The sequence below is a fragment of the Microbacterium sp. Ag1 genome (genome assembly GCF_001005635.1).
GTDB classification, from domain to species: Bacteria; Actinomycetota; Actinomycetes; order Actinomycetales; family Microbacteriaceae; genus Microbacterium; species Microbacterium oxydans.
In genome coordinates this window covers 143,760-157,802 of sequence record NZ_LBCR01000028.1, presented here as the reverse complement: position 1 = coordinate 157,802, position 14,043 = coordinate 143,760, and the positions used below count along the sequence as shown (strand labels likewise).

The 14,043-nt window shown below is 65.2% G+C and carries 23 protein-coding genes; all 23 read right to left on the bottom strand.

What is annotated here, in order from left to right:
• The 23 genes from AAY78_RS08230 to AAY78_RS08120 all read right to left on the bottom strand — a co-directional run bounded on the left by AAY78_RS08230 (window position 1) and on the right by AAY78_RS08120 (window position 13,988).
• A complete protein-coding gene (locus tag AAY78_RS08230) occupies window positions 1–606 on the bottom strand; it encodes an adenylate kinase (protein ID WP_046747822.1) in 606 nt (201 codons plus the stop codon).
• Window positions 603–1,925, bottom strand: coding sequence for a preprotein translocase subunit SecY (gene secY / locus AAY78_RS08225; protein WP_046747821.1), 1,323 nt, complete (start codon window positions 1,923–1,925; stop codon window positions 603–605). The genes AAY78_RS08230 and secY overlap by 4 nt, the downstream gene beginning before the upstream one ends.
• A gap of 183 nt (window positions 1,926–2,108) precedes the next feature.
• On the bottom strand, window positions 2,109–2,744 hold the full coding sequence (gene rplO / locus AAY78_RS08220) for a 50S ribosomal protein L15 (RefSeq protein ID WP_052748701.1): 636 nt from the start codon (window positions 2,742–2,744) through the stop codon (window positions 2,109–2,111).
• Complete coding sequence (rpmD, locus tag AAY78_RS08215) at window positions 2,744–2,929, bottom strand: 50S ribosomal protein L30 (RefSeq protein WP_017201575.1); 186 nt, start codon at window positions 2,927–2,929, stop codon at window positions 2,744–2,746. The genes rplO and rpmD overlap by 1 nt, the downstream gene beginning before the upstream one ends.
• Entirely contained in the window at window positions 2,929–3,609 is a 681-nt protein-coding gene (gene rpsE / locus AAY78_RS08210) for a 30S ribosomal protein S5 (protein ID WP_269430495.1), read from the bottom strand. The genes rpmD and rpsE overlap by 1 nt, the downstream gene beginning before the upstream one ends.
• 20 nt (window positions 3,610–3,629) lie before the next feature.
• Complete coding sequence (rplR, locus tag AAY78_RS08205) at window positions 3,630–3,989, bottom strand: 50S ribosomal protein L18 (RefSeq protein ID WP_017201578.1); 360 nt, start codon at window positions 3,987–3,989, stop codon at window positions 3,630–3,632.
• A gap of 2 nt (window positions 3,990–3,991) precedes the next feature.
• Window positions 3,992–4,528: a 50S ribosomal protein L6 gene (rplF, locus tag AAY78_RS08200; RefSeq protein WP_045264646.1), complete on the bottom strand. Its 537-nt coding sequence runs from the start codon at window positions 4,526–4,528 to the stop codon at window positions 3,992–3,994.
• Between the two features lie 6 nt (window positions 4,529–4,534).
• Window positions 4,535–4,933, bottom strand: a complete 399-nt coding sequence (rpsH, locus tag AAY78_RS08195) for a 30S ribosomal protein S8 (protein WP_021201117.1) — start codon at window positions 4,931–4,933, stop codon at window positions 4,535–4,537.
• Between the two features lie 132 nt (window positions 4,934–5,065).
• Window positions 5,066–5,656, bottom strand: coding sequence for a 50S ribosomal protein L5 (rplE, locus tag AAY78_RS08190; RefSeq protein ID WP_045264645.1), 591 nt, complete (start codon window positions 5,654–5,656; stop codon window positions 5,066–5,068).
• Window positions 5,656–6,015, bottom strand: coding sequence for a 50S ribosomal protein L24 (gene rplX, locus AAY78_RS08185; protein WP_045264644.1), 360 nt, complete (start codon window positions 6,013–6,015; stop codon window positions 5,656–5,658). Before rplX ends, rplE begins: the two co-directional genes overlap by 1 nt.
• A gap of 2 nt (window positions 6,016–6,017) precedes the next feature.
• Entirely contained in the window at window positions 6,018–6,386 is a 369-nt protein-coding gene (gene rplN, locus AAY78_RS08180; protein WP_017201583.1) for a 50S ribosomal protein L14, read from the bottom strand.
• A complete protein-coding gene (gene rpsQ, locus AAY78_RS20180; protein WP_046747820.1) occupies window positions 6,383–6,715 on the bottom strand; it encodes a 30S ribosomal protein S17 in 333 nt (110 codons plus the stop codon). Before rpsQ ends, rplN begins: the two co-directional genes overlap by 4 nt.
• On the bottom strand, window positions 6,715–7,032 hold the full coding sequence (gene rpmC, locus AAY78_RS20175) for a 50S ribosomal protein L29 (RefSeq protein ID WP_017829202.1): 318 nt from the start codon (window positions 7,030–7,032) through the stop codon (window positions 6,715–6,717). Before rpmC ends, rpsQ begins: the two co-directional genes overlap by 1 nt.
• A complete protein-coding gene (gene rplP / locus AAY78_RS08165; RefSeq protein WP_017829203.1) occupies window positions 7,032–7,451 on the bottom strand; it encodes a 50S ribosomal protein L16 in 420 nt (139 codons plus the stop codon). Before rplP ends, rpmC begins: the two co-directional genes overlap by 1 nt.
• A complete protein-coding gene (gene rpsC, locus AAY78_RS08160; protein ID WP_017201587.1) occupies window positions 7,451–8,206 on the bottom strand; it encodes a 30S ribosomal protein S3 in 756 nt (251 codons plus the stop codon). Before rpsC ends, rplP begins: the two co-directional genes overlap by 1 nt.
• Window positions 8,206–8,604, bottom strand: a complete 399-nt coding sequence (rplV, locus tag AAY78_RS08155; RefSeq protein ID WP_045264641.1) for a 50S ribosomal protein L22 — start codon at window positions 8,602–8,604, stop codon at window positions 8,206–8,208. Before rplV ends, rpsC begins: the two co-directional genes overlap by 1 nt.
• A complete protein-coding gene (gene rpsS, locus AAY78_RS08150) occupies window positions 8,604–8,885 on the bottom strand; it encodes a 30S ribosomal protein S19 (RefSeq protein WP_017829205.1) in 282 nt (93 codons plus the stop codon). The genes rplV and rpsS overlap by 1 nt, the downstream gene beginning before the upstream one ends.
• 12 nt (window positions 8,886–8,897) lie before the next feature.
• Window positions 8,898–9,737, bottom strand: a complete 840-nt coding sequence (gene rplB / locus AAY78_RS08145) for a 50S ribosomal protein L2 (RefSeq protein ID WP_017201590.1) — start codon at window positions 9,735–9,737, stop codon at window positions 8,898–8,900.
• Between the two features lie 20 nt (window positions 9,738–9,757).
• Entirely contained in the window at window positions 9,758–10,081 is a 324-nt protein-coding gene (gene rplW, locus AAY78_RS08140) for a 50S ribosomal protein L23 (RefSeq protein WP_017829206.1), read from the bottom strand.
• A complete protein-coding gene (rplD, locus tag AAY78_RS08135) occupies window positions 10,078–10,740 on the bottom strand; it encodes a 50S ribosomal protein L4 (RefSeq protein ID WP_021201122.1) in 663 nt (220 codons plus the stop codon). Before rplD ends, rplW begins: the two co-directional genes overlap by 4 nt.
• A gap of 2 nt (window positions 10,741–10,742) precedes the next feature.
• Window positions 10,743–11,402 carry a 50S ribosomal protein L3 gene (gene rplC, locus AAY78_RS08130; protein WP_021201123.1) on the bottom strand — a complete coding sequence of 220 codons (660 nt, stop codon included), beginning with the start codon at window positions 11,400–11,402 and terminating at the stop codon, window positions 10,743–10,745.
• An 8-nt stretch (window positions 11,403–11,410) separates the two neighbouring features.
• Complete coding sequence (rpsJ, locus tag AAY78_RS08125; RefSeq protein WP_017201594.1) at window positions 11,411–11,719, bottom strand: 30S ribosomal protein S10; 309 nt, start codon at window positions 11,717–11,719, stop codon at window positions 11,411–11,413.
• A 391-nt stretch (window positions 11,720–12,110) separates the two neighbouring features.
• A complete protein-coding gene (locus AAY78_RS08120) occupies window positions 12,111–13,988 on the bottom strand; it encodes a DUF4012 domain-containing protein (protein ID WP_046747819.1) in 1,878 nt (625 codons plus the stop codon).
• Window positions 13,989–14,043 lie beyond the last annotated feature (55 nt).

Sequence of the window (14,043 nt, the reverse complement as noted above, 5' to 3'; positions counted from 1 at the left end):
TCAGGAGGTGGAGACCGCGGGACGCAGGCCGCGCGCGGCCAGAGCCTGTGCGATGCGCTCGGTGATCTCGTCGAGCGAGCCGACGCCGTCGATGCGGTCGACGATGCCCTTGGCGCCGTAGACCTCAAGGATCGGGGCGGTCTCGTTCTCGTAGATGTCGAGACGGTGACCGATGGCCTCGGGGGTGTCGTCGGAGCGTCCCTGCTCGGTCGCACGGAGCGTCAGACGCTCCAGGCTCTCCTCGCGGGGCACGTCGAGGAGGATGACGGCGTCGAGCGCCTCACCCCGTTCGGAGAGGAACGACTCGAGGTGGTCGACCTGTGTGGTGTTGCGCGGGTAGCCGTCGAGGAGGAAACCCTGCGCTGCGTCCTCCTGCGACAGACGGTCGCGCACGATCTCGCTGGTCAGCTCATCCGGAACGAGGTCACCCTTGTCGAGGATCGCCGTGACCTGCTGGCCGAGCGGCGTTCCCTCCTTGATGTTCGCGCGGAAGATGTCGCCGGTCGACACGACCGGGATGCCGTAGGACTCGGCGATCCGCACGCCCTGCGTGCCTTTGCCCGAGCCCTGCGGGCCGACGATGAGAAGACGTGCGGAAGCTGTCATCGGAGGAGCCCTTCGTAGTGTCGCTGCTGCAGCTGCGCATCGATCTGCTTGACCGTCTCGAGACCCACACCGACGATGATGAGGATCGAGGCGCCGCCGAACGGGAAGTTCTGGTTGGCGCCGACGGTGGCCAGGGCGATGAGCGGGATGAGCGCGATCAGACCGAGGTAGAGGGAGCCGGGGAGCGTGATACGGGTGAGCACGTAGTCGAGGTACTCGGCCGTCGGACGCCCCGCACGGATGCCGGGGATGAACCCGCCGTACTTCTTCATGTTGTCGGCGACCTCGACCGGGTTGAAGGTGATCGCCACGTAGAAGTAGGTGAACCCGATGATCAGCAGGAAGTAGGCCGCCATGTACACGGGGCTGTTGCCGGTCGTGAAGTTCGTCGTGATCCAGGTCACCCAGGCGGCCGGAGTGGATCCGTCCTGCGGGGTGTTGAACTGCGCGATGAGGGCTGGGATGTACAGCAGCGACGAGGCGAAGATCACGGGGATCACACCCGCCATGTTCACCTTGATCGGGATGTAGGTGTTCGTGCCGCCGTAGGTGCGTCGACCGACCATGCGCTTGGCGTACTGCACGGGGATCCGTCGCTGGGATTGCTCGACGAACACGACGAGCCCCATCACGATGATCCCGACCAGCAGCACGAGCAGGAAGACCTCGAAGCCCTTGGTCTGCCAGATCAGACCCATGGCGCCGGGGAACGTCGCGGCGATCGAGGTGAAGATGAGCAGCGACATGCCGTTGCCGATGCCGCGCTCGGTGACGAGCTCTGCGAACCACATGATCAGACCGGTACCGGCCGTCATCGCCATGATGATGAGCAGCTGCGCCCACCACACGTCGTTCGTCAGAAGCTGCTGGCAGGCCGCGAGGTCGGTGGTTCCGAAGAGCTGGCCGCTGCGCGCCACCGTGACGAGAGTCGTCGACTGCAGCAGCGCGAGGGCGATAGTGAGGTAACGCGTGTACTGCGTCAGACGGGCCTGACCGGCCTGTCCTTCCTTGTGCAGCGCCTCGAAGTGCGGGATGACCACGCGCAGGAGCTGCGTGATGATCGTCGCGGTGATGTACGGCATGACACCGAGCGCGAAGATCGACAGCTGCAGCAGTGCACCACCGGAGAACAGGTTGACCAGCCCGAGCAGCCCATCGGTGCCGGCGTTGGCGGCGAGACACTCCTCGACGTTCGGGAAGTCCACGAACGGAGCCGGGACGTTGGAGCCGAGTCGGTAGATCGCGACGATGGCGAGAGTGAAACCGATCTTCCGCCGCAGGTCTGGGGTGCGGAAGATCCGCGCGATGGCGCTAAACAAGGACGTTCCTCCTGAAAAGGTTGCCGATTCCCGAAGGACGGCTGAAAGACCAGGGTAACGCAAACCGGGCTTCCCGGAATTCGCCACCGATACCAGGCCCGCCGGATGCGGCCCCAGAGCAAGGTCTCGGAGTGTGAAACCACAAGAGGGGCCGGAGAATCTCCGGCCCCTCTTGCTGTGCGGTTACTTGACGGATCCGCCGGCCGCGACGATCTTCTGCTCGGCAGAACCCGAGACCTTGTCGACCGAAACGGTGAGCTTCACGGCGATGTCGCCGTTTCCGAGAACCTTGACCTTCTCGTTCTTGCGAACGGCACCCTTGGCGACCAGGTCGCCGACGGTGACGTCGCCACCCTTCGGGTACAGCTCCGCGAGCTTCTCCAGGTTCACGACCTGGTACTCCACGCGGAACGGGTTCTTGAACCCGCGCAGCTTCGGGGTGCGCATGTGCAGCGGCATCTGCCCACCCTCGAAGCCGACGCGAACCGTGTTGCGCGCCTTGGTGCCCTTGGTTCCACGACCAGCGGTCTTACCCTTGGAACCCTCACCACGGCCGACGCGAGTCTTGGCGGTGTTGGATCCGGGGACCGGACGCAGGTGGTGCACCTTCAGCACGCCGGGGCGGGATGCCGGAGCATCCTTCGCCGGCGTCGCCTTCTTGGCGGCAGGCTTCTTGACAGCGCCCTCAGCCTTGGCGTCGGCGGCAGCGGTCTTGGCCGGAGCCTTCTTCGCAGCCGGCTTCTTCTCGGCGGCAGCCTTGGGAGCCGCAGCCTTCTTCGGGGCCTTCTCAGCCTCGACGGCCTCGTTCTTCTCGGCCATTAGTCGATCTCCTCAACCTTGACGAGGTGGGCGACGGTCTTGACGTAACCGCGCGTCTGCGCGTCGTCGGGGCGGACGGTGGTGTCACCGATCCGCTTCAGACCGAGGCTGCGCAGCGTGTCGCGCTGGTTCTGCTTCTCGCTCACCTTGGACTTGATCTGCGTGACCTTCAGTCGCGCGGCCATCAGGCACCTACCTTCTGTGCGGCGATGGCGTCTGCCTCGGCGCGCACGAGACGCGCAGGGGCAACCTGGTCGAACTCGAGGCCACGACGTGCGGCGACCGCACGGGGCTCCTCGAGCTGCTTCAGGGCGGTGACCGTCGCGTGCACGATGTTGATCGTGTTCGACGAGCCGAGCGACTTCGACAGCACGTCGTGGATACCGGCGCACTCGAGCACGGCGCGGACCGGACCACCGGCGATGACACCGGTACCGGCGGCAGCCGGACGGAGCAGGACCACACCGGCGGCCGCCTCACCCTGCACGGGGTGCGGGATGGTGCTGCCGACGCGCGGAACGCGGAAGAAGTTGCGCTTGGCCTCTTCGACACCCTTCGAGATCGCCAGAGGGACCTCGCGGGCCTTGCCGTAGCCGACACCGACCAGACCGTTGCCGTCACCGACGACCACGAGGGCGGTGAAGCTGAAGCGACGACCACCCTTCACGACCTTCGAGACGCGGTTGATGGTGACGACGCGCTCCAGGAACTGGTTGTCGCCGCGGTCACGGGAGTTGCGGTCACGACCGCCACCCTGGTTGCGGTCGCCACGGCCGCCGCGGCGGCCGTCACGCGAGTCGCGAGCCGGCTCGGCCTGCGTGGTGCCGGCAGCCGTCTCGGAAGTGGCAGCAGCCGCTTCGGTCACTTCGTTCTCCTTGTTGTCACTCACAGTGCCAGACCCCCCTCGCGGGCGCCGTCGGCGATGGCGGCGACACGACCGGCGTAGCGGTTGCCGCCACGGTCGAACACTGCCTCGGAAACGCCGGCAGCCTTCGCACGCTCGGCGAGGAGCTCGCCGACCTTGCGGGCCTTGGCGGTCTTGTCACCCTCGAGCGAGCGCAGGTCGGTCTCGAGCGTCGAAGCCGACGCAACGGTGTGACCCTTGCTGTCGTCGACCAGCTGCACGAAGACGTGGCGGGCCGAGCGGTTGACGACGAGACGCGGACGCGCCTCGGTGCCGACGACCTTCTTGCGAAGGCGGGCGTGACGACGCGCGCGGGCGTCAGACTTTGACTTGAGAGCCATGGTTACTTACCACTCTTTCCGGCCTTGCGACGCACGTTCTCGCCGGCGTAGCGCACACCCTTGCCCTTGTACGGCTCGGGCTTGCGGATCTTGCGGATGTTGGCAGCTGCCTCGCCGACAGCCTGCTTGTCGATCCCGCTGACGGTGAGCTTCGTGGTGCCCTCGACCGTGAGCGTGATGCCGGCGGGCGGGTCGATCAGGACCGGGTGCGAGAAGCCGAGGGCGAACTCGACCGAGCTGCCCTTCTGCTGCACGCGGTAACCGGTACCGACGACCTCGAGACCCTTGGTGTAGCCCTGGGTCACGCCGATGATGTTGTTGTTGATGAGCGTGCGGGTCAGGCCGTGAAGCGACCGCGACTCGCGCTCGTCGTCGGGACGGGAGACCAGAACCTGGTTCTCCTCGACCGCGACCTCGATGGGGCTGGCCACCGTGAGGGTGAGCTCACCCTTGGGGCCCTTCACCGCGACCTCACGGCCGTTGACCGAAACGGTCACGCCCGCAGGAACGTCGATGGGAAGTCGTCCAATACGCGACATTTCGAATTACCACACGTAGGCGAGAACTTCTCCGCCCACGCCCTTCTGCTCTGCCTGACGGTCGGTGAGAAGACCGGAGGAGGTGGACAGGATCGCCACGCCAAGGCCGCCGAGGACCGTGGGGAGCTCGGTCGACTTCGCGTAAACACGGAGACCGGGCTTCGAGACGCGCTTGATGCCAGCGATGGAGCGCTCACGGTTGGGACCGTACTTGAGCGTCAGCGTGAGGTTCTGTCCGACGCGGGCGTCAGAGGTCTCCCAGCCGGCGATGTAGCCCTCCTGCTGGAGGATCTGAGCGATGTGCGTCTTGAGCTTGCTCGACGGCAGGGTCACGGAATCGTGGTGCGCCGAGTTCGCGTTGCGCAGACGGGTCAGCAGATCTGCGACCGGGTCTGTCATTGTCATTGTTGTTTTCCTTTGTTCATGAGGTTCCGGCTGCCGTTACACGACAGACGGCCTGCGATGACACGCAATTTTCAATTGTACGTGCACATCGACGGGCTCAGTGACACGAGACCACTGAGCCCGTCGAGGGTGTTACGCCTGTGCGTCTTCCGAGCGGAACGGGAAGCCGAGGTGGCGGAGCAGTGCCCGACCCTCGTCATCCGTCTTCGCGGTGGTGACGACGGTGATGTCGAAACCGCGAACCCGGTCGATCTTGTCCTGATCGATCTCGTGGAACACGCTCTGCTCCTGGAGACCGAAGGTGTAGTTGCCGTTGCCGTCGAACTGCTTGCCCGAGAGACCGCGGAAGTCGCGGATACGGGGCAGTGCGAGCGAGACGAGGCGATCCACGAACTCCCACGCGCGGTCACCACGGAGGGTGACGTGCGCGCCGATGGCCTGTCCCTCGCGCAGCTTGAACTGCGCGATGGACTTGCGAGCCTTCGTGACGATCGGCTTCTGGCCGGTGATCTTGGTGAGATCGTCGACCGCGCCATCGATCACCTTGCTGTCGCGAGCTGCCTCGCCGACACCGGTGTTCACGACGACCTTGACCAGTCCGGGGATCTGCATGACGTTCGCGTAGCCGAACTCTTCCTGCAGAGCCTTCTTGATCTCGGTGTTGTACTTCTGCTTCAGGCGCGGCTGGATCTTGCCAGCCGGCGCGGCAGTGTCGGTGCTCATCAGAGGTCCTTACCGCTCTTCTTCGCGTAGCGCACACGGACGGTGCGCTTCACGCCGTCCTTCGTCTGCTCCTCGACCCGGTGGCCGACCTTGGTCGGCTTCTTGGTCGAGGGGTCGACGAGTGCGACGTTCGAGATGTGGATGGAGGCTTCGACGGTCTCGATGCCTCCGGTCTTGGTGCCACGCTGCGTCTGGCCGACGCGGGTGTGCTTGGTGACGTAGTTCACGCCTTCGACGATCACGCGGTTCTTGTCGGCGAGGACATCCAGGACCTTGCCCTGCTTGCCACGGTCGCCGCCACGCTCCTGCGTGGCACCGGTGATGACCTGAACCAGGTCACCCTTCTTGATCTTCGCCATGATTAGATGACCTCCGGCGCCAGCGAGACGATCTTCATGAACTTCTTGTCGCGAAGCTCACGACCGACCGGCCCGAAGATACGGGTGCCGCGGGGCTCCCCGTCGTTCTTCAGGATCACTGCGGCGTTCTCGTCGAACTTGATGTAGGAGCCGTCCGGACGACGGACCTCCTTCTTGGTGCGGACGATGACCGCCTTGACGACGTCGCCCTTCTTGACGTTTCCACCGGGGATCGCGTCCTTGACGGTCGCGACGATGGTGTCGCCGAGGCCCGCGTAACGGCGCTTCGAGCCACCGAGAACGCGGATGGTGAGCAGCTCCTTGGCGCCGGTGTTGTCGGCGACCTTGAGTCGGGATTCCTGCTGGATCACTTGGCCTTCTCCAGAATCTCCACCAGACGCCAGCGCTTCGTGGCGCTCAGCGGGCGGGTCTCGTTGATCAGGACCAGGTCGCCGATGCCGGCGGAGTTCGCCTCATCGTGCGCCTTGACCTTCGAGGTGCGGCGGATGACCTTGCCGTAAAGCGGGTGCTTCACGCGGTCCTCGACCTCGACCACGATGGTCTTGTCCATCTTGTCGCTGACGACGTAGCCGCGGCGTGCCTTGCGGTAACCGCGGGCAGCGGAGTCGCGGACGTCGTGCTCGGACGACTCGTGTCCTGCGGCCTGCGTCTCCGCAGTCGCTTCCTTCTTGGTGGCCATCACTCAGCCTCTTCCTTCACGGCGTCGTCGGCGGAGTCCGCCTTCTTCGCCTTCGACTTGGTCGCCTTCTTCGCCGGAGCCTCGACCGGAGCGGGCGTCGCACGGATGCCCAGCTCGCGTTCGCGGATCACGGTGTAGAGGCGCGCGATGTCGCGCTTGACGGCGCGGATGCGGCCGTGGCTCTCCAGCTGGCCGGTGGCCGACTGGAAACGGAGGTTGAACAGCTCCTCCTTGGCCTTGCGCAGCTCCTCGACGAGGCGCTGGTCTTCGAATGTGTCGAGCTCTGCCGGGGCGAGCTCCTTGGTGCCGATCGCCATTACGCGTCGCCCTCCTCGCGCTTGATGATGCGTGCCTTGAGCGGCAGCTTGTGAATTGCACGGGTCAGAGCTTCGCGAGCGAGCTCCTCGTCGACACCCGCGACCTCGAAGAGGACACGGCCCGGCTTGACGTTGGCGACCCACCACTCGGGGGAACCCTTACCGGAACCCATGCGGGTTTCGGCCGGCTTCTTCGTGAGCGGACGGTCGGGGTAGATGTTGATCCACACCTTTCCACCACGCTTGATGTGACGGGTCATCGCGATACGAGCGGACTCGATCTGACGGTTCGTCACGTAAGCGGGCGTGAGGGCCTGGATACCGTACTCGCCGAAGGAGACCTTCGTGCCGCCGGTGGCCTGACCCGAGCGACCCGGGTGGTGCTGCTTGCGGAACTTGACCTTACGGGGGATGAGCATTATGCCGACGCTCCTTCTGCGACAGGTGCCTCGTTGCGCGGGGCACGGCGGCGGTCGCCACCACGGTCGTCACGACGAGCCTTGGGTGCGTTGGCCTGCTCGCGAGCGAGCTCCTTCGCGGTCAGGTCGCCCTTGTAGATCCAGACCTTCACGCCGATGCGGCCGAAGGTGGTCTTCGCCTCGTAGAAGCCGTAGTCGATGTTCGCGCGCAGCGTGTGCAGCGGCACACGACCCTCACGGTAGAACTCCGAACGGCTCATCTCGGCGCCGCCGAGGCGGCCGGAGACCTGGATGCGGATGCCCTTGGCGCCGGCGCGCTGAGCGCCCTGCAGACCCTTGCGCATCGCACGACGGAACGCCACACGAGCAGAGAGCTGCTCGGCGATGCCCTGTGCGACGAGCTGTGCATCGGCCTCGGGGTTCTTGACCTCGAGGATGTTCAGCTGGATCTGCTTGCCCGAGAGCTTCTCGAGGTCGCCGCGGATGCGCTCGGCCTCGGCTCCACGACGACCGATCACGATGCCCGGTCGGGCGGTGTGGATGTCGACGCGGACGCGGTCACGGGTGCGCTCGATCTCGATGTTCGAGACACCGGCGCGGTCGAGCTGCGTCTTGAGCAGGTTACGGATCTTGATGTCTTCGGCGACGTAGTCGGCGTAGCGCTGACCCGGCTTCGTCGAGTCAGAGAACCAACGCGAGACGTGGTCCGTCGTGATGCCGAGACGGAAGCCGTACGGGTTTACCTTCTGTCCCATTACTTGCTCGCCTTCTTGTTGCTGTCGCCCGCGGCGGCCGGAGCCACCTCAGGCGTCGAGAGCACGACCGTGATGTGGCTCGTGCGCTTCTTGATCTGGAAAGCGCGACCCTGTGCACGGGGCTGGAAACGCTTGAGCGTGGTGCCCTCATCGACGTACGCGTTGGCCACGTACAGGTCCTTCTCGTCGAGGAACTCGCCGTCGCGATCTGCCTTCACCTGCGCGTTGGCCATGGCCGACGCGACGAGCTTGTAGATCGGCTCACTGGCGGACTGCTGAGCGAACTTCAGGATCGCCAGAGCCTCCTGGGCCTGCTTGCCCTTGATGAGCGCGACGACACGACGAGCCTTCTGAGGGGTCACGCGAATGTGCTTCACGCGTGCGATCGATTCGACCATTAGCGGCGCCGCCCCTTCTTGTCGTCCTTCTCGTGGCCGCGGAAGGTGCGGGTGGGCGCGAACTCGCCCAGCTTGTGACCGACCATGGTCTCGGACACGAACACAGGGATGTGCTTGCGTCCGTCGTGGACCGCGATCGTGTGACCCAGCATGGCCGGGATGATCATGGACCGACGGGACCAGGTCTTGATGACGTTCTTGGTGCCGGCTTCGTTCTGCACGACCACCTTGCGAAGCAGGTGATCGTCGACGAAGGGGCCCTTCTTAAGACTGCGAGGCATCTTCTCTTACTCCTACTTACGCTTCTTGCCGGCGTTACGACGACGCACGATGTACTTGTCGCTTTCCTTGTTGGCGTGACGGGTACGACCCTCAGCCTGGCCCCAGGGGGAGACGGGGTGACGACCACCAGAGGTCTTACCCTCACCACCACCGTGCGGGTGGTCGACCGGGTTCATCGCGACACCACGCACGGTCGGGCGGACGCCCTTCCAGCGCATGCGGCCGGCCTTGCCCCAGTTGATGTTCGACTGCTCGGCGTTGCCGACCTCGCCGATGGTCGCGCGGCAGCGCGCATCGACGTTGCGGATCTCGCCCGAGGGCAGACGCAGCTGGGCGTAGGGGCCGTCCTTGGCGACGAGACGGACGGACGCGCCGGCCGAACGTGCCATCTTCGCGCCGCCGCCGGGGCGGAGCTCGATCGCGTGGATCACGGTACCCGTGGGGATGTTCTTCAGCGGGAGGTTGTTACCCGGCTTGATGTCAGCCCCGGCACCCGACTCGACGATGTCGCCCTGCTTCAGCTTCGCCGGAGCGAGGATGTAGCGCTTCTCACCGTCGAAGTAGTGCAGCAGCGCGATCCGCGCGGTGCGGTTGGGGTCGTACTCGATGTGAGCGACCTTGGCGTTGACGCCGTCCTTGTCGTTACGACGGAAGTCGATGACGCGGTACTGGCGCTTGTGGCCACCACCGATGTGACGGGTCGTGATGCGGCCCTGGTTGTTGCGACCACCGGTCTTCGAGAGCGGGCGCAGCAGCGACTTCTCCGGCGTCGATCGAGTGATCTCGGCGAAGTCAGCCACCGACGAGCCGCGACGGCCCGGGGTCGTGGGCTTGTACTTGCGAATAGCCATTATTGTCCTTATCCCCCGGATCAGCCGATTGCCGTGAAGATGTCGATGGTGCCCGACTTCAGGGTGACGATGGCGCGCTTGGTGTCCTTGCGCTTGCCGGTGCCGAAGCGGGTGCGACGAGCCTTGCCGACGCGGTTGAGGGTGTTGACCCCTGCGACCTTGACGCCGAAGATCTTCTCGATGGCGAGCTTGATCTCGGTCTTCGAAGCGCGCGGGTCGACGAGGAAGGTGTACTTGCCTTCATCGATGAGACCGTAGCTCTTCTCGGACACAACCGGCTTCAGGATGATGTCGCGCGGGTCCTTGTTCAGGGCCGTCTGGAGAACAGATGCCTGCTCGCTCATGCGGAGACCTCCTGGTTGGCGCCGGACTTGGAGGCGATGAAGCCCTCGAGCGCGGCCTGGGTGAAGACGATGTCGTCGGAGACGAGCACGTCGTATGCGTTGAGCTGGTCGAACGTCAGCACGTGCAGGTTCGACAGATTGCGGATGCTCTTCAGCGTCACATCGTCGTTGCGCTCGATCACGACGAGCACGTTCTTCGACGAGACGACGTTGGTGAGGAAGTTCACCGCGGTCTTGGTCGAAGGCGTGCCGTCGATCCCGAAGGACTCGATGGCGTGGATGCGGTCACCGCGGAAGCGGTCGCTGAGCGCGCCCAGCAGGGCGGCGGCGATCATCTTCTTGGGGGTGCGCTGCGAGTAGTCGCGCGGCTTGGGGCCGTGCACGATGCCACCACCGGTCATGTGCGGCGCGCGGATGGAACCCTGACGGGCGTTACCCGTGCCCTTCTGCTTGAAGGGCTTGCGGCCGGCACCGGAGACCTCGCCACGACGCTTGGTCGAGTGCGTGCCCTGGCGAGCCGCCGCGAGCTGCGCGACGACGACCTGGTGGATGAGCGGGATGTTCGTCTTGGCGTCGAACAGCGCGGCGGGAAGCTCGATCGAGCCTGCCTTCTTGCCGTCTGCCTTGAGGACGTCGAGCGCGAGAGTGGAGTCAGCCATGATCAGGCACCCTTCACTGCGTTGCGGACATAGACGATGCGGCCACGAGCACCGGGGACGGCGCCCTTGACGAGCATGAGTCCCTTCTCGATGTCGATGGAGTGCACCGTGAGGTTGAGGACGGTCACGCGCTCGCCACCCATACGGCCGGCCATGCGCATGCCCTTGAAGACGCGGCTCGGGGTCGACGATGCGCCGATGGAGCCGGGCTTGCGGTGGTTGCGGTGCGAACCGTGCGAAGCCGAGACACCCTTGAAGTTGTGACGCTTCATGACACCGGCGAAGCCCTTGCCCTTGCTCGTGCCGACGACGTCGACGAGCTGGCCGGCCTCGAAGGTGCCGTCGACCGTGAGCTCCTGGCCCAGGTTGTAGTCGCCGGCGTCCGCGGTGCGGATCTCGGTGACGTGACGACGCGGCGTGACGCCTGCTGCCTCGAAGTGGGCGGAGAGCGGCTTGTTCACCTTGCGGGGGTCGATCTGGCCGTACGCGATCTGCACGGCGTTGTAGCCGTCCTTCTCGGGCGTGCGGACCTGGGTGACCACGTTGGGTGCCAGCTCGATGACGGTGACGGGAACGAGCTTGCCGCTCTCGTTCCACACCTGGGTCATGCCGAGCTTCGTGCCCAGCATGCCCTTGGAAACCTTGGAGTTGATGTCAGCCATGTCGAACCTCAGAGCTTGATCTCGATGTTGACATCGGCCGGCAGGTCGAGACGCATCAGCGAGTCGACGGCCTTGGGCGTCGGGTCGACGATGTCGATCAGACGCTTGTGGGTGCGCATCTCGAAGTGCTCGCGGCTGTCCTTGTACTTGTGCGGCGACCGGATGACGCACACGACGTTCTTCTCGGTCGGAAGGGGCACGGGGCCGACGACGGTTGCGCCCGCACGGGTCACGGTGTCGACGATCTTGCGTGCGGACGTGTCGATGACCTCGTGGTCATACGACTTCAGGCGAATGCGGATCTTCTGTCCCGCCATTGTCTGCTCTCTCTCTTTAAGCGTCTTACCGTCCGGGACCGGGTGGCCCTGGGGCATTGGACGCACGTCGGCGCTGTTCGCGCCTCGGCACGAGAACGGCTCTTGCGAGTCGATCTGCTGCACCACTGTTCTTCTGTCAGCCGGACGCCGTGAAGCGACCGGATGCCGACCTTCCGCCGCGCACGGCAGAACCCTTCATGTAGAGGGGTGTCGGGGTTGTGTTCTGCTACCCGCGGCCTAGAACCCTGCACCGTCCCGGAGGGGGCACCGTCTATGCACTGCCCTGGCAGTGATCCCTCGCGCGCACAGCGGCGACGGAATATCGAACCTGTCTATTCTGCCACGGCTGATTTCACTTGCGCAAACCCGGGCGTGTCGCGCTCGGATCCGCTCACTCCGCAGCAGGTGCGAACATGCCCTCGCAGCCCGGATCGATCGTCACCGGCGTCTGCGTAACGGTCGGCGTGTAGCGCACCGAGAGCGGCGCCGAAGCACCCTCCGGCACCGTCGAGGTGAACGACACGGTGCGCGACTCTCCCATGGGGATCGCGATGAACAGGCTCTTGCCGTGGCGGCCGTTGTAGATGCCGTCGCGATCCCACTGGTCATCGCGATCGCCCGCCGCGGGGTCAGTCGAAACCAGCGTCCCGCCGGGCAGTGCGAAGGAGAGCACATCGAACAGCATCGTGGTGCGGGGGTAACCGAGGCTCTGGTTGCGCCAGGCGAGAGTCCAGCCGTTCAAGTCGGGCGTCGGCACCGCGTTGTTCATCGTGATGGACGTCGTGACCGTGCGATCCTCTGCGGAACAGGTGACCGCTATGGAGGTGGAGAGGAAGTACTCGAGTTTCGAGTAAGAGGCGTTGTTCAGGTAGATCCCGAGTTGCGTCATCTCGTCGTTCGACGCTGTGACGGTTCCCTCAAGGCCGAACTCCACTGCCATGGCCTGCTGTCCCGGGTCAGCGAACCAGAGGTACAGGCGCTGCTCGTCCATCCCCTTGCGGACCTGGTCGATCATCGCCAGCGGGTCCCAGCCGCCCCCCATGATCCGGGAGAAGATGCCGGCGGTCGCCTTGGCGAAGTACGCATCAGACGCCACAGCATCGGTCCCGAACCGTTCGTACGTGTCGAACAGCAGCAGTGAGACTGCGTTGTCGGCCGTGATCGGCTCGGTCTCGCCTTCGAGGGTGACCGGCCCCGCGACGGACAACATATACGAGAGGATGACCGGGTCGAGCGAAAAGACGCCGTCGAGGGTCTCCCCCGTCGTGTCGGTCCAGAGCCCGGACACCATCGTGGCGGTGTCACTGAAGTCGGGGGTGCGCGTGAAGTTCTGCGTGTAGCGCCAGGTGTCCTTCTCGAACAGCTGGGCCTTCTCGGGAGGGTCGATCTGCTGACTGAAGTCGCCTCCGCGGCCCTCCAGCAGGAATCGGGCGACATCGGCGTCGACCCGCATCTGCACTCGCCCGTCTGCCACGGTCAGGATCGCGGCGGCACCGGGGTTCCCCCCAGTCGCGCGGCTCTCAGCGTTGTTCTGGAACAGGATCGCGTAGGTGCGCACTCCCCCGTCGCCGAGGACGCCGAGCACGTTCGGAAGGTACTTCTCCGCCAGGCCGAGCATCGGCACCGCCTGGTCGACGATGTCGACGAGCTGGCCGATGTTCTCGTCAACGAACGGCAGAATCGCCTCGCGATCGATCTGATCGACGTGCGCCTTCGCCTCGTCGAACGCGGTGCGCAATGCCGGCAGCTGCGGCTGCATGTCTCGGAGCGGTTGAAGGTTGATGCCTCCGCCTTCGACCATCAGATTCTTGACGTCGGTCTTGGCGAGCAGATCGAGGGCAATGGGCATTGCGTCTCGGACCAGCACGTGCGTGGCCATGGTCGTCTGGCCGACGGCGGAGACGTTCTCGCCGACGAACGGCACGGCGCCCGCCAGCTGCCACAAGGGGTTGCCGACGATGTCGTTCGACTCCGTCGTGAGGGCGAGCACCTCGTCTGCGACCTTCTGCACGCCCTCGGTGTCACCGGCCTTGACCAGCGGCACGACCTGGGAGATCTGTCCCTTCGCCGCCTGGAGGTTGTCTCGGACCGTGAGCGCCTGCAGCACGAAGATCCCGCCCATCACCGCGACGATGAGGAGCAGGCCGAGAATCGGGAAGACGATCCAGGGCCACCGCCGCCGCTTGCGCACCGGCGAACCGTCGCCCGTCTTGCGGCCCGTTCTCGGTTCCGTCAGCCCCTTGCCCGCTTCCTCTGCGGCCGCCGCCATGCGAGCTTCCCGTCGGGTCCGAGGACGGTGATGACTGCTGATGATGTGCTCCTTA

What these genes read in the sequence shown, in the direction of transcription:
- AAY78_RS08230 (WP_046747822.1), bottom strand. Translation starts at nt 606, where the DNA reads ATGACAGCTTCCGCACGTCTTCTCATCGTCGGCCCGCAGGGCTCGGGC.
- rplO (WP_052748701.1), bottom strand. Translation starts at nt 2,744, where the DNA reads ATGGCCGAGAAGAACGAGGCCGTCGAGGCTGAGAAGGCCCCGAAGAAG.
- rpmD (WP_017201575.1), bottom strand. Translation starts at nt 2,929, where the DNA reads ATGGCCGCGCGACTGAAGGTCACGCAGATCAAGTCCAAGGTGAGCGAG.
- rplR (WP_017201578.1), bottom strand. Translation starts at nt 3,989, where the DNA reads ATGGCTCTCAAGTCAAAGTCTGACGCCCGCGCGCGTCGTCACGCCCGC.
- rplF (WP_045264646.1), bottom strand. Translation starts at nt 4,528, where the DNA reads ATGTCGCGTATTGGACGACTTCCCATCGACGTTCCTGCGGGCGTGACC.
- rpsH (WP_021201117.1), bottom strand. Translation starts at nt 4,933, where the DNA reads ATGACAATGACAGACCCGGTCGCAGATCTGCTGACCCGTCTGCGCAAC.
- rplE (WP_045264645.1), bottom strand. Translation starts at nt 5,656, where the DNA reads ATGAGCACCGACACTGCCGCGCCGGCTGGCAAGATCCAGCCGCGCCTG.
- rplX (WP_045264644.1), bottom strand. Translation starts at nt 6,015, where the DNA reads ATGGCGAAGATCAAGAAGGGTGACCTGGTTCAGGTCATCACCGGTGCC.
- rpsQ (WP_046747820.1), bottom strand. Translation starts at nt 6,715, where the DNA reads ATGGCCACCAAGAAGGAAGCGACTGCGGAGACGCAGGCCGCAGGACAC.
- rpmC (WP_017829202.1), bottom strand. Translation starts at nt 7,032, where the DNA reads ATGGCGATCGGCACCAAGGAGCTCGCCCCGGCAGAGCTCGACACATTC.
- rplP (WP_017829203.1), bottom strand. Translation starts at nt 7,451, where the DNA reads ATGCTCATCCCCCGTAAGGTCAAGTTCCGCAAGCAGCACCACCCGGGT.
- rpsC (WP_017201587.1), bottom strand. Translation starts at nt 8,206, where the DNA reads ATGGGACAGAAGGTAAACCCGTACGGCTTCCGTCTCGGCATCACGACG.
- rplV (WP_045264641.1), bottom strand. Translation starts at nt 8,604, where the DNA reads ATGGTCGAATCGATCGCACGCGTGAAGCACATTCGCGTGACCCCTCAG.
- rpsS (WP_017829205.1), bottom strand. Translation starts at nt 8,885, where the DNA reads ATGCCTCGCAGTCTTAAGAAGGGCCCCTTCGTCGACGATCACCTGCTT.
- rplB (WP_017201590.1), bottom strand. Translation starts at nt 9,737, where the DNA reads ATGGCTATTCGCAAGTACAAGCCCACGACCCCGGGCCGTCGCGGCTCG.
- rplW (WP_017829206.1), bottom strand. Translation starts at nt 10,081, where the DNA reads ATGAGCGAGCAGGCATCTGTTCTCCAGACGGCCCTGAACAAGGACCCG.
- rplD (WP_021201122.1), bottom strand. Translation starts at nt 10,740, where the DNA reads ATGGCTGACTCCACTCTCGCGCTCGACGTCCTCAAGGCAGACGGCAAG.
- rplC (WP_021201123.1), bottom strand. Translation starts at nt 11,402, where the DNA reads ATGGCTGACATCAACTCCAAGGTTTCCAAGGGCATGCTGGGCACGAAG.
- rpsJ (WP_017201594.1), bottom strand. Translation starts at nt 11,719, where the DNA reads ATGGCGGGACAGAAGATCCGCATTCGCCTGAAGTCGTATGACCACGAG.
- AAY78_RS08120 (WP_046747819.1), bottom strand. Translation starts at nt 13,988, where the DNA reads ATGGCGGCGGCCGCAGAGGAAGCGGGCAAGGGGCTGACGGAACCGAGA.